The 12603-nt window shown below is 67.4% G+C and carries 11 protein-coding genes and 1 pseudogene; 2 read left to right on the top strand and 10 right to left on the bottom strand.

Going from position 1 to position 12603, the window contains the following annotated elements; genetic code table 11:
• Window positions 1–86 precede the first annotated feature (86 nt).
• A complete protein-coding gene (locus HWX36_RS16690) occupies window positions 87–1355 on the bottom strand; it encodes a diguanylate cyclase (RefSeq protein ID WP_175953154.1) in 1269 nt (422 codons plus the stop codon).
• Window positions 1352–2056 (bottom strand): YfiR family protein, encoded by a 705-nt coding sequence (locus HWX36_RS16685; RefSeq protein ID WP_175953153.1) that lies wholly within the window; start codon window positions 2054–2056, stop codon window positions 1352–1354. Before HWX36_RS16685 ends, HWX36_RS16690 begins: the two co-directional genes overlap by 4 nt.
• Window positions 2057–2395: 339 nt before the next feature.
• On the opposite strand from HWX36_RS16685, the pseudogene HWX36_RS16680 reads away from it, so the two are divergent.
• Window positions 2396–2647: pseudogene (locus HWX36_RS16680) on the top strand (GTP-binding protein); the annotation flags it as partial.
• Between the two features lie 286 nt (window positions 2648–2933).
• Window positions 2934–4175 (top strand): FAD-binding oxidoreductase, encoded by a 1242-nt coding sequence (locus tag HWX36_RS16675; protein ID WP_175953152.1) that lies wholly within the window; start codon window positions 2934–2936, stop codon window positions 4173–4175.
• 23 nt (window positions 4176–4198) lie between these two features.
• On the opposite strand, the gene HWX36_RS16670 is transcribed toward HWX36_RS16675, so the two are convergent.
• The 8 genes from HWX36_RS16670 to HWX36_RS16635 form a co-directional block, all read right to left on the bottom strand.
• Window positions 4199–4954 (bottom strand): FadR/GntR family transcriptional regulator, encoded by a 756-nt coding sequence (locus HWX36_RS16670; RefSeq protein ID WP_175953151.1) that lies wholly within the window; start codon window positions 4952–4954, stop codon window positions 4199–4201.
• A gap of 68 nt (window positions 4955–5022) precedes the next feature.
• Window positions 5023–5913: an amidohydrolase family protein gene (locus tag HWX36_RS16665; RefSeq protein ID WP_175953150.1), complete on the bottom strand. Its 891-nt coding sequence runs from the start codon at window positions 5911–5913 to the stop codon at window positions 5023–5025.
• Between the two features lie 60 nt (window positions 5914–5973).
• Window positions 5974–6915, bottom strand: coding sequence for an ABC transporter substrate-binding protein (locus tag HWX36_RS16660; RefSeq protein WP_175953149.1), 942 nt, complete (start codon window positions 6913–6915; stop codon window positions 5974–5976).
• Window positions 6916–7003: 88 nt separating this feature from the next.
• Window positions 7004–8041, bottom strand: coding sequence for an ABC transporter permease (locus HWX36_RS16655; protein WP_175953148.1), 1038 nt, complete (start codon window positions 8039–8041; stop codon window positions 7004–7006).
• Window positions 8042–8057: 16 nt separating this feature from the next.
• The gene (locus HWX36_RS16650; RefSeq protein WP_175953147.1) at window positions 8058–9596 is read right to left on the bottom strand and encodes a sugar ABC transporter ATP-binding protein; all 1539 of its coding nucleotides are present in this window, start codon (window positions 9594–9596) and stop codon (window positions 8058–8060) included.
• 12 nt (window positions 9597–9608) lie between these two features.
• Complete coding sequence (locus tag HWX36_RS16645; protein WP_175953146.1) at window positions 9609–10385, bottom strand: SDR family oxidoreductase; 777 nt, start codon at window positions 10383–10385, stop codon at window positions 9609–9611.
• A 43-nt stretch (window positions 10386–10428) separates the two neighbouring features.
• Window positions 10429–11706, bottom strand: coding sequence for an L-fuconate dehydratase (locus HWX36_RS16640; protein WP_175953145.1), 1278 nt, complete (start codon window positions 11704–11706; stop codon window positions 10429–10431).
• Between the two features lie 23 nt (window positions 11707–11729).
• Window positions 11730–12572, bottom strand: coding sequence for an ureidoglycolate lyase (locus HWX36_RS16635; RefSeq protein ID WP_175953144.1), 843 nt, complete (start codon window positions 12570–12572; stop codon window positions 11730–11732).
• Between the last annotated feature and the right edge of the window lie 31 nt (window positions 12573–12603).

Here is a 12603-nt window from a genome sequence, read left to right as displayed (position 1 = left end):
ATCGACCCCTTCGAGGGCGCCCGCATTGCGTGCGCATTTTTTCATTGAACCGCCGCGGCCTCGCCCGCAGCGGGAATCGACAACCATCAAGCCGACCCGACCACCCCTTCAGCCAACTGCCACGACCCCGGCCGCGCTCGCTTGGCGCGGTACATCGCGGCATCCGCCGCACGCAGCAGGCCGCCCGCGTCCGACGCATGATCGGGATACAGCGCAACGCCGGCACTCATCATGGTGGCCACCATGCGGCCGTCGGACAGCTCGATCGACGGCGCCATGCCGGACAGAATCTCGTCGGCGACACGACACACGCTGCCCGCTTCGCGCACCGCCGGCAGCATCACCGCGAATTCGTCGCCACCCAGGCGCGCGACCAGATCGGTCTCGCGCACCTGCTTGCGCAGCCGCGCCGCGACGCCGATCAGCACCGCATCGCCGGCGTCGTGGCCGAGACAGTCGTTGATCTCCTTGAAGCGGTCGCAGTCGAGATACAGGATGGCGACGCGCTGGCCCGTCACCCCGGCTTCGCGAAGCGCCAGCGCGAGGCGCGACTCGAACTGCGTTCGGTTGGGCAGGCCCGTGAGCGCATCGTGCGTCGCCTTGTGTTCGAGCGACGCGTTCTCGTCACGCAGCGTGTTCTGCCAGCCCTCGAATTCGTCGAGCAACGCATTGAAATCGTCGCCGAGCTGGTTCAGTTCGGCGATCGCAACGGGCTCGACCCGCTGCGCGAACGCGCGCTCGCGCCGCACGGCGTGCGCCACGCTGGCCAGCGCGCGCAGCGGCGAAACGATGTTGCGCAACAAGCGCTTCGAGCTGACGTACGCGCCGAGCACGCTGACCGCCAGGCAACCGAGAATGCCGCCGACGCCGCCGAGCAGGAAGCCGAAGAACTGATGACCGCGGCCGCGCACGACGACGTGGCCGACGACGATGCCGTCATGCATCACCGGCACCGTCACGGGCCCGGGCAACGCAAGGTCGGCGACGCCGCGCTCGAGCCGGGCGATCCCGTTTCCGGCGGGCAGTTGCCACGTCGCGAACGGTTGGCCCTTGCTGTCCGTGACCACCACCTGCGCGACGTCCTCGTCGCCGGCGATCAATCCGATCGCCTCGCTCGCCGCATCGTGGTCGCCGAACACGAGTGCCGCCTCGACCGTATAACCGAGCGAGCGCGCCAGCAGGTTCAGGTTGTTGCCGGCATACGCACGCAATGCGATCACGGCGACGACGATCAACGACACGGCGGCCATCGTGACGGCAACGAACGCAAGGCGCAGGTGCGCGCGACGCAACACGCTTTGCAGCGTCGGGCGCGCCACGCGCGAAGGGGAAAAGTGAGGCGCAAACCGTCTCATGACGCCCCCTGCCGTCGCGCGAGATTGAGTACGTTCGGATGCACGCGCACACCGCTGCGCGCCACGGCGTCGAGATTGATGTCGAACGACACGCGTTCGCCGTCGACATTGAGGCAGAACATGCTGCCTGCGGTGCAGGACGGATCGTGTTCCGCGATCGTCAGGACCGGATGGCCCGCCACCGCGGCTCTCACCCGCGTTCTCTCGTCGTTGCCCAGGGCGCCGAGATAGACGACGTCGCAGGCGATGCCGAGCGACGGATCGTCGAAGCGAACGCGCTGCACGTCGAGGAGCGTCGAGCCTGCCTGCAGCGTATCGGTCAGGCCGCGCGCGTAGTCGGGCCGGCCCGTCACGCACAAATGCAGGCGCACGGGCGTCGTCGGCCAGCGCGTGAAGCTGATGATGCCCAGCACGACCTGACGCACGGCGGAGTCATGTGACGAAACGGCGGAATCGGGAGGATCGGCGGGGCTCGCGGCGGCGACGATACGCACGGTGTCGGCTGCATCTTCCGCGTCTGCCTGCGCCCCGGCGAGTACCGCCGGCGCCGCACCCAATGCGCAAACGATTGCCAACAGCGCGTGGCGCAGCCAGGCGGTACGCCCGGATCGTACCGTCTTCCGCGCGGCGATGAGCGCCGCACCCATCGGCATCGTTGCAGTCGCAAGACTACCCGCCGCCGCGCACACTTTCGCATCCATGATGGCAACATCCGCTGGCGTTGCTCCGGCGCTGCCCCTGCCTCCCTCCGTGCGCGAGCAGGCACCGTATCACGCGCACGATTGCTTCATCTTAGGTAAAAATTCGCATGACCAACCAGTGGGAAACACCCGCGAGAACCGTCTGAAAGTATGCGGAATCGGTACTCGCGTCAGCGGGTGTCGATGCAGCCTCGACGGCGGCGGATTGATCGGCGGATTGGACGCGCGCGTACATCAAACTTCATACGTTCTTCAGCGGCGCGCGGGATCGTTTTCCAGTGCGCGCCGCTTGCGAACAAGCATGAGCACGATGGCGGCGCTCACGAAACACACGCACGCGACGACGATCACGATCGTCACGAACACGACGAAAGCGTGTCGTCGGTCGATATCGAAGTCGATGCGGACGTCGATCTCGACGCGCTCGAAACGTGGCTCGGCGAACTGCACCGCACCGATACCGCGAACCTGTTCCGGATGAAGGGCATCCTCGCCGTGCAGGGTCGCGCGCAGCGCTACGTGCCGCAGTTCGAGCACGGCGTGATCGAACTGCGCGCCACACAAGCGTGGGGGTGCGAGCCGCGCTCGTCACGCCAGTGTTCGCGATCGTGCCGGTGCTGACGATGGTCGTCCTGATGATCGATTAGCATGCGACCGGGATCGCCGCTGACGACACGGTGTCGATCGTCGTGTGGAAAACGCCGAGGATGGCGGGCGTCGATACCCGCGTGCTGGCGCGGCGCGCTGTTCTCGATGAGTTGATGCGCGCCGTGCCCGCCGCGAGTATGCTTGTGCTTCGAACGCTCTCCAACTCCAACACGCGGCGGCACGGCGAACACGACACCGATGCTCCGCCAACCGTCATTCACCACCCTCGATGGATTTCGACGTCATCGTTCTCGGCGCAGGCATCGTCGGCGTCTGCGCAGCACTCCACCTGCAGGATCGCGGGCGCAAGGTCGCCCTCGTCGATCGCGGCGCGCCCGGCGAAGGCACGAGCTTCGGCAACGCGGGGCTGATCGAGCGCTCGTCGGTCGAACCGTATCCGTTCCCGCGCAGCCCGTTCACGCTGATGCGCTATGCACTGAACCGCTCGACCGATCTCTACTGGCACAGCGCGTCGCTGCCGGCGTTCGCGCCATGGCTTGCACGTTTCTGGTGGGAATCGGCGCCGCCGCGTCACGCGGCGGCGTCGCGCGACATGCTGCCGCTGATCGAGCGCTGCATCGTCGAACACGACGCACTGATCGCACGGGCCGGCGCCGGCGAACTCATCCGCGCGAACGGCTGGCTGGAAGCGTTCCGCACGCCGGCCGCGTTCGAACGCGGCGTGGCCGAAGCCGGTCTCAACGCGCGCCGTCACGGGCTCGGCATCACGCCGCTCGACGCCGCCGCGCTGCTCGCGCACGAACCGAGCCTCGCACCGGGCTTCTGCGGCGCGCTGCACTGGCTCGACCCGAAAAGCGTCGTCGATCCGTCCGCGCTCGTCAAAGCGTATGCACACCTGTTCGTGCAAGGCGGCGGCACGCTGCTGACCGGCGACGCGGCGAGCCTCGATGCGTTGTCGCCCGGCTGGCAGGTCAGGACGCAGGACGGCATGGCCGCCGCGCCGGCCGTCGTCGTCGCGCTCGGCCCGTGGTCCGACACGGTGTTCGGCAAGTTCGGCTACAAGATCCCGCTGCGCGAGAAGCGCGGCTATCACATGCACTACGCGCCGTCCGCGCGCGGCGTGCCGTCAGCGCCGATCGTCGATCGCGAATACGGTTACGTGATCGCACCGATGAAGCGCGGGCTGCGGCTGACGACCGGCGTCGAAATCGCGCGGCGCGGCGTGCCGCCGACCGGCGTGCAGCTCGAACGCACGGAACGCATCGCGCGCCCCGTGTTCGGTTTCGGCGAGCGGCTCGACCCGCAACCGTGGCTCGGCTTCCGGCCCTGCACGCCCGACATGCGCCCGGTGATCGGCCCCGCGCCCGCGCATCGCGGGCTGTGGTTCGCGTTCGGGCACAACCATCACGGGCTGACGCTCGGCCCCGTCACGGGCCGCCTGCTGGCCGAGATGATGACGGGCGAAGCGCCGTTCACCGATCCGGCGCCGTATCGCGTGGATCGCTTCTGACCAGGTCGTGCATCACGGCGCGCTCAATCGAGCGCGCGCCCGAAGATGCGGATCACTTCGTCGAGATGCTCGGCCATCGCGCGGCGCGCGGCGTCCGGATCGCGTGCGCGGATCGCATCGAGGATCGCCCGGTGCTCCAGTTCCGAGCGGTGCGGCATGTCGTCCGGCATGTACAGCGATTGCAGCCGCTGGAACATCAGGTCGTACTTGTGCGCGAGCAACTGCTTGATCATCAGCGCATACGCGGCGTTGTCGCTCGCCTCCGCGATACGGATATGAAACAGCCGGTCGCCCGGATGCGTGAGCGAACCGCTGCGGTTGTCTTCCTGGTTGCGCAGGAACGCCTCGTGGATCCCTTCGATCTGCTCGTCCGAGCCGTGCTTCGCGGCCAGCGACGCCGCTTCCGGCTCGATCAGCCGGCGCGCCTGCAGTAGCGCGAACGGCGGGATTTCGGTATCGAGGTCGAGTGCGATGCCGAGTTCGGGATCGATCTCGACGATCGTGAACGGCGCGGCTTTCGTATCGGGTTCGGGTGCCGCTGTGGCTTCGGGGTGGCGCACCTTCACGCCGTCGCCGACGCGCACGCTCACGAGCCCGCTCACTTCGAGCGCGATCAGCGCCTCGCGCACCGACGTGCGCGACACGCCGAACTGTTCGGCGAGTTCGCGCTCGGGCGGCAGATAGCTGCCCGGCGGAAAATCGCCGGACGCGATCATCGCACTGAGCTTGTCGGCGATCTGCTGGTAGAGGCGGCGGTTCTGAATCGGCTGGATGGACATACGTTGAGGCAGGTGATCGGTTTCGTTCCGGACGGTCTGACGAATCGAACAGACCGTTCGCGCCTATTCTATATGCCGCGCTTCGCCGCGCCCGGCACCGCATAGCAACGCGCGGCGGTGCCGCCCCACAGCGCGTTGCGCTCGGCCGCCGACAGCCGCGATTCGGCCCAGCGCTCGACGATCGACGCGACTTCGTCATACGACGCGGCCAGCAGGCACACGGGCCAGTCCGATCCGAACATGAGCCGCTGCGGGCCGAACGCGTCGAGCGCCGCGTCGAGACACTGCTCGATATGCCGGACGTCCTTCCCGCGCAGGCCGCGCTTCCAGTCGGCTTCGGTCACGAGCCCCGACAGCTTGCACGCGACATGCGGCAGCGCGCCCAGCTCGCGCAACGCGGCGCGCCAGCGCGCGAGCGCGGTGTCGTCGTGCTCGAAATCGGCGAGCGCGGGCTTGCCGACGTGATCGAGCACGAGCCAGTGCGCGTCGTGCCGCGCGCAGAACGCATGCACGTCCGGCAACTGGCGCTCGAACACGAGCACGTCGTACACGTAGCCGTTCGCCTGCAGCCACGCGACGCCGCGATTGAAGCCCGGCTCCGCGACGAACGCGCCGGCATCGGCTTCGTCCTGCACCTGGTGACGGAAGCCGCGCAGCTTCGGGCTGCGCCATTCGGCGACACGCTCGGCAAGCTCCGGCGCGGCGAGATCCTCCCAGCCAACCACTGCCGCGATGCGCGCATCGTCGCGCGCGAGATCGAGCAGGAACGCCGTCTCGTCGCGCCCGGCGCGCGCCTGCACCGCGATCGACGCACCGATTGCCTGCGCGTGCATCAGCGGCCACAGCGCATCGGGCAGGTAGTCGCGCGCGAGCACCTCCATCCCGGCGCCGATCCACGGGTAATCGGCGGCGCGATAGCGCCAGAAGTGCTGATGGGAATCGATACGCACTGCGCCCATGATGCCCTCGTGTCCGGTCGGCGCGGCGGCGGCGCGCGCCACCGCCGCCCGACGCAACGCTCAGTCGTACAACACCGCCGCGATCTTCGGGTCGTCGATATTGGTCTTGTCGTACCAGTAGAAACCGGTATCGATGACCTTCGGCAGCTTCTCGCCCTTGATCGCCTTCACGGCTGCCTCGACCGTCTTGTAGCCGATTCCGACCGGGTTCTGCGTGATCGCGCCGGCCATCAGCCCGCTGCGGATCGCATCCTTCTGCTGCTTGCCGGAATCGTAGCCGACGATCACGACCTTGCGCTTCATCTCGCGCACGCCGTTGACCACGCCGATCGCCGAGCCTTCGTTGGTGCCGAACAGCCCCTTGAGCTTCGGATACGCCTGCAGGATCGACTTCGTCACCTCGGTCGACTTCAGCTGGTCGCCTTCGCCGTACTGAACGGTCACGACCTGCACCTTCGGATGCGCCGACTTCATTCGTTCGAGAAAGCCGTCGCGACGGTCGATGCCGGTGCGGCTCGTCTGGTCGTGTGCGACCACGGCCACCTCGCCTTCGTCGCCGATCAGCGCGGCAAGCTTGTCGGCGGCCAGCGCGGCGGCGGCCTTGTTGTTGGTCGCGGCCGTCGTCACCGGAATGTCGCTGTCCACGCCCGAGTCGAACGCAATCACCGGGATCTTCTCGGCCTGCGCCTTCTTCAGCAGCGGCAGCGCGGCCTTGCTGTCGAGCGCCGCGAAACCGAGCGCGGCCGGCTTCTTCGCGATCGCGGCCGACAGCATGTCGATCTGCTTGTCGACCATCGCTTCGGTTTCGGGGCCTTCGAACGTCACCTTCACCTTGTAGTCCTTCGCGGCCTGCATCGCGCCCGCTTTCACGGCCTGCCAGAACTGATGCTGGAAGCCCTTCGAGATCAGCGGGATATAGGTTTCCTGCGCCTGCGCGCCGGCGGTGACGCCGACGGCGAACGTCAGCCCGACGATCGCGTTCAACACCTTGCTCCTGATCACTTCGCGTCTCCTTTTTTCGTATCGACTGGAACGACTGGGACGCCGGCCGGAACCGGCGATGAAGCACATGCCTGCTCGAATGCGTCCGTCAGCGGCGCCGCCGGCGCAGGATATCGACGTAGACGGCGAGGATGATGATCACGCCCGTCACGACCGTCTGCCATTCCTGCGCGACCGACATGATGCGCAGGCCGTTCGTCAGCACGCTCATGATGAACGCGCCGATGATCGTGCCGACGATGCTGCCCGCGCCGCCCGACAGCGACGTGCCGCCGATCACGACGGCCGCGATCGCATCGAGCTCGTAGCCCTGCCCGAGCGCGGGCTGCGCGGAATTGAGCCGCGATGCGATCAGCAGCCCGGCGATCCCGCACACCGCGCCGCTGAACGTGTAGACCGCGATCTTCCACGCATCGACGTTCACACCCGACAGCCGCAGCGCCTCCTCGTTGCTGCCGAGCGCGAACGTATAGCGGCCGAAGATCGTGCGGTTCAGCACGATCGACGCGCCGATCGCGACGAGGAACAGGATCAGCACCGCGTTCGGAATCGGCAGCGCCGGGATCAGGCTGCCGATCAGCGAATCCTGCGCGATCGACGTGAAGCCCGGCGTGTCGTTGAAGTAGATCGGCCGTGTGCCCGAGATCACGAGCGACAACCCCTTGAGCAGCATCATCATGCCGAGCGTCGCGATGAACGGCGGCACCTTCATCTTCGCGATCACGAAGCCCGACACGCAGCCCGACAGCGCGCCGAAGCACAGCGCGGCCAGGATCCCGAGCGGCAGCGGCATGCCCCAGTTCGTCAGCACGACGCCGGCCATCACCGCGCAGAACGTCATCAGCGTGCCGACCGACAGGTCGATGCCCGACGTGATGATCACGTAGGTGCAGGCGACAGCCAGCACGCCGTTCACCGCGGTGGCCTGCAGGATCGCGACGAGGTTGTCGACCTCGAGGAAGTTCGGCGACGCGATGCTGAAGAACACGATCAGCAGCAGGAGACTCGCGAATGCGAGCAGCTTCTGGCGTGCGGCCGGGTTGAAGAAGCGGGCTCGGAAGCCGGATGCGCCGGCCGGCGTGTCGCCGGAAGCGAGAGGCGGAACGGGATGCGTATCGTTGGACATGATCGTAGGGGCTGAATCAGGACAACACGGTCGACTCGCGCTGCGTCGCGAGCTGCATGATCTTTTCCTGCGTGGCGTCGGCCGCGCGCAATTCGCCGGTCACGCGCCCTTCGCACATCACGAGAATCCGGTGGCTCATGCGCAGTACTTCCGGCAACTCCGACGAAATCATCACGATCGCCTTGCCGTCGGCGGCGAGCGCGTCGAGCAGCTTGTAGATCTCGCTTTTCGCGCCGACGTCGATGCCGCGCGTCGGCTCGTCGAAGAACAGGATGTCGCAGTCGCGCAGCAGCCACTTCGCGATCACGATCTTCTGCTGGTTGCCGCCCGACAGCAGCCGCGCCGGCTGCGTCACCGACGGCGTGCGGATCGCGAGCTGCCGCACGTACGCCTGTGCGGTGTCGCGCAGCGCACGCGCATCGAGAAACACGCCGCGGCGCACGAAGCGGCGCATGCTCGCCAGCGCGATGTTGTTCTGCACGTCCATCCCGACCGCAAGCCCGAAGTGCTTGCGATCCTCGGACAGGTAGCCGATGCCGTGCTTCACCGCATCGGCCGGCGCGCGAATCGTCACGGTCTTGCCGTGCACGCGGATCTCGCCCGCGTCGACCGGGTCCGCGCCGAACACCGCGCGCGCGACCTCGGTGCGGCCCGCCCCCATCAACCCGGCGAAGCCGAGAATCTCGCCGCGCCGCAGCGTGAAGCCGACATCGCGAATCGCACGGCCGCGCGACAGCCCGCACACTTCGAGCGCGACGTCGTTCGCGGACGTATCGGGCGGCGTGCGCAATTCGGTTGCGAGCTGGCGTCCGACCATCATCGCGATGATCGCGTCCATCGACGTGTCCGCCATCGGCACGGTCGCGACGGTCTTGCCGTCGCGCATCACGGTCACGCGATCGGCGATCTGGCGCAGCTCGTCCATCTTGTGCGAGATGTAGACGATGCCGACGCCGTGCGCGCGCAGGTCGCGGATGATGCGGAACAGCTCGGCGATTTCCGCGTTGTTGAGCGCGGCGGTCGGCTCGTCCATGATCAGCACGCGCGAGTCGAACGACAGCGCCTTCGCGATCTCGACCATCTGCTGCTTCGCCACCGTCAGCCGTCCGACCGGCGTGCGCGGGTCGAGATCGAGCCGCATCCGCGCGAAGATCGCGGCCGCGTCGCGGTTGAGTGCCGCTTCGTCGACGAACACGCCGAAGCGGCCGCGCGGCTCGCGGCCGATGAAGATGTTCTGCGCGACGCTCAGGTGATTCATCAGGTTCAGCTCCTGATGGATGATGCCGATCCCGAGCGCCTGCGCGGCGCGCGGATCGGCGATCTCCACCGCGCGGCCATCCATCCGGATCTCGCCGCCGTCGCGCGGGTAGACGCCCGCGAGAATCTTCATCAGCGTCGACTTGCCGGCGCCGTTCTCGCCCATTAGCGCATGCACTTCACCGGCACGCAGGTCGAAACGGCAATCGTCGAGCGCCTGCACGCCCGGGAAGCGCTTGCCGATACCGGTCAATGCGATCAACGGCGGCGCGGTGTTCGGGTTCAGGTCCGGTTGCATGGCGCACCGCCCTCAGCTGATCGCACGATCGAGGTGCGTATAGCCGCCGTCGACGAACAGCCACTGGCCCGTCGTGTGCGATGCGCGCGCCGACAGCAGGAACACGGCCGTATCGGCGATTTCGTCGGCCGTCGTGAAGCGTTTGCCGAGCGGCACCTTGCCGGCGATGCCGGCCAGCTTCGCGTCGGGGTCGTCGAAGCCGGCAAGCCAGTTCCGGTAAAGCGGCGTCATCACCTCGGCCGGGATCACCGCGTTCACGCGTACGCCGTCGTCGCGCAGCGCGACGGCCCATTCGCGTGTCAAGGCGAGCTGCGCGCCCTTCGACGCGCAATAGCCGCTCGTGTTGCCCTGCCCGGTGACTGCCGTCTTCGACGCAATGTTGACGATCGCGCCGCGCGCCGCCTTCAGGTGCGGCACGCAGTAGTGCGCCATCACGTAGTAGTGGATCAGGTTGCGTTCGAGCGACGCGACGAACGCGTCGCGACCGGCATCGAGGCCGATGCTGTCGTTGACGCCCGCGTTGTTGACCAGGCCGTCGAGTCGGCCGAAGCGCGCGATCGTTTCCGCAACTGCGTCGCGGCATTGCGCATCGTCCTGCAATTCGACCGAGATGTGCGCGGCACGCGACTGCTTGCGCACGAGTGCGCGCCAGAACGCATCGTCGGGCGCGTGGCGCGCGAACACCACCGGAATCGCGCCTTCTTCGGCAAGCCGCATCGAAATCGCGGCGCCGATGCCCGACGCGCCGCCGGTCACGATCACGACCTTGTGTTGCAGATTCAAATCCACTTCGCGTCTCCGTCGTTCATGTTGTCGGCACGCTCGACGCGTGTCAGCCGCGGAACCGGTATTGCTCCAGCGATTCGGGCTTCATCTCGATCGAGAAACCGGGCGCCGTCGGCGGCATGTACGCCGCGCCGCGCACGACGCACGGTTCGACGAAATGCTCGTGCAGGTGATCGACGTACTCGGTCACGCGCCCTTCCTTCGTGCCGGCAATGCAGATGTAGTCGATCATCGACAGATGCTGCACGTACTCGCACAACCCGACGCCGCCCGCATGCGGGCACACGGGCAACCCGTACTTCGCGGCCATCAGCATCACCGCGAGAATCTCGTTCACGCCGCCGAGCCGGCACGCATCGATCTGCACGACGTCGATCGCGCCGCGCGCGATGAACTGCTTGAACAGCACGCGGTTCTGGCACATCTCGCCGGTCGCGACCTGCACGGGCGCGATCGCCTCGCGGATCTTGCGATGCCCTTCGACGTCGTCGGGGCTCGTCGGCTCCTCGATGAACCACGGCCGCGCGAACGCCAGCTCGCGCACCCAGTCGATCGCCTCGTCGACTTCCCACACCTGGTTCGCATCGATCATCAACTGGCGGTCCGGGCCGATCACCTCGCGCGCGATCGTCACGCGGCGGATGTCGTCTTCCAGGTTCGCGCCGACCTTCAGCTTCACGTACTCGAACCCGGCCTCGACGGCTTCGCGGCACAGCCGCCGCAGCTTGTCGTCGCTGTAGCCGAGCCAGCCGGCTGACGTCGTGTAGCACGGGTAGCCGTCGCGCTCGAGCAGCGCGATCCGTTCCGCCTTGCCGGGCGCCTGCCGGCGCAGCAGGTCGAGCGCTTCATCCGGCGTCAGGCAGTCGGTCAGGTAGCGGAAGTCGATCGATCGCACCAGTTCCTCCGGGCGCATGTCGGCGACGAGCCGCCACAACGGCTTGCGTTCGGCTTTCGCCCACAGATCCCATACCGCATTGACGACGGCCCCCGTCGCCAGGTGGATCGCGCCCTTGTCGGGGCCGATCCAGCGCAACTGGCTGTCCGACGTGACGTGCCGCCAGAAGCGGCCCATGTCGGCGCGAATCCAGTCGAGGTCGAGGCCGACGACGAGGTGACGCATCGCGTCGATCGCCGCGCAGCAGATCTCGTTGCCGCGCCCGATGGTGAACGTGAGCCCGTGACCTTCGAGCCCGTCGCGGTCGGTTTCGAGCACGACATAGGCTGCCGAATAATCGGGGTCCGGATTCATCGCATCGGAGCCGTCGAGCTGGCGCGAGGTCGGGAAGCGCACGTCGAGGACGCGCATCGATCGAATGATAGGCATGACGAATCGTCCGCGAAAGGAAATCAGGCCTGCACGGTGCGCTGGCGTTGCTCGCCGAGCCCGTCGATGCCGAGCGTGATCACCTGCCCGGCGCGCAGATAAACGGGCGGTTTCTGCCCGAGACCGACACCCGGCGGCGTGCCGGTCGAGATCACGTCGCCCGGCTGCAGGCTCATGAAACGGCTCAGGTAGCTGATCAGGTGCGGCACGCGGAACACCATCGTCGCGGTCGTGCCGTTCTGGTAGCGATGGCCGTCGACGTCGAGCCACAGCCGCAGCGCATGCGGATCGGGCACTTCGTCTGCCGTCACGAGCCACGGGCCGAGCGGCCCGAACGTGTCGTTGCCCTTGCCCTTGTCCCACGTGCCGCCGCGTTCGAGCTGGAATTCGCGCTCCGACACGTCGTTCACGACGCAGTAGCCGGCCACGTGCGACAGCGCATCGGCTTCCGCGATATAGCGGCCGCCCTCGCCGATCACCACGCCGAGCTCGACTTCCCAGTCGGTCTTCTCCGAGCCGCGCGGAATCTCGACGTCGTCGTTCGGCCCCGAGATCGCACTGGTCCACTTGCCGAACACGACGGGCTCCTTCGGCACCTCCATCCCCGATTCGGCCGCGTGGTCGGAGTAGTTGAGCCCGATGCAGATGAACTTGCCGACGCGACCGACGCACGCGCCAAGCCGCGGCGTGCCTTCGACGAGCGGCAGCGACGACGGCGGAATGTCGCGCAGCCGCGCGAGCGACGCCGGCGCCAGCACATCGCCGGCGATATCGTCGATCACGCCGGACAGGTCGCGAATGTGGCCCTGCGCATCGAGCAGGCCCGGCTTTTCATGGTGCTTGTCGCCAAATCTCAGCAGTTTCATGTCGTCTTGAGCGGAAACGGAAAGTGAAGGG

The sequence above is a fragment of the Burkholderia sp. BCC0405 genome (assembly GCF_902833075.1).
GTDB lineage: Bacteria > Pseudomonadota > Gammaproteobacteria > Burkholderiales > Burkholderiaceae > Burkholderia.
Note: the sequence above shows the minus strand (reverse complement) of the source record. Positions and strands in the feature narration are given on the sequence as shown.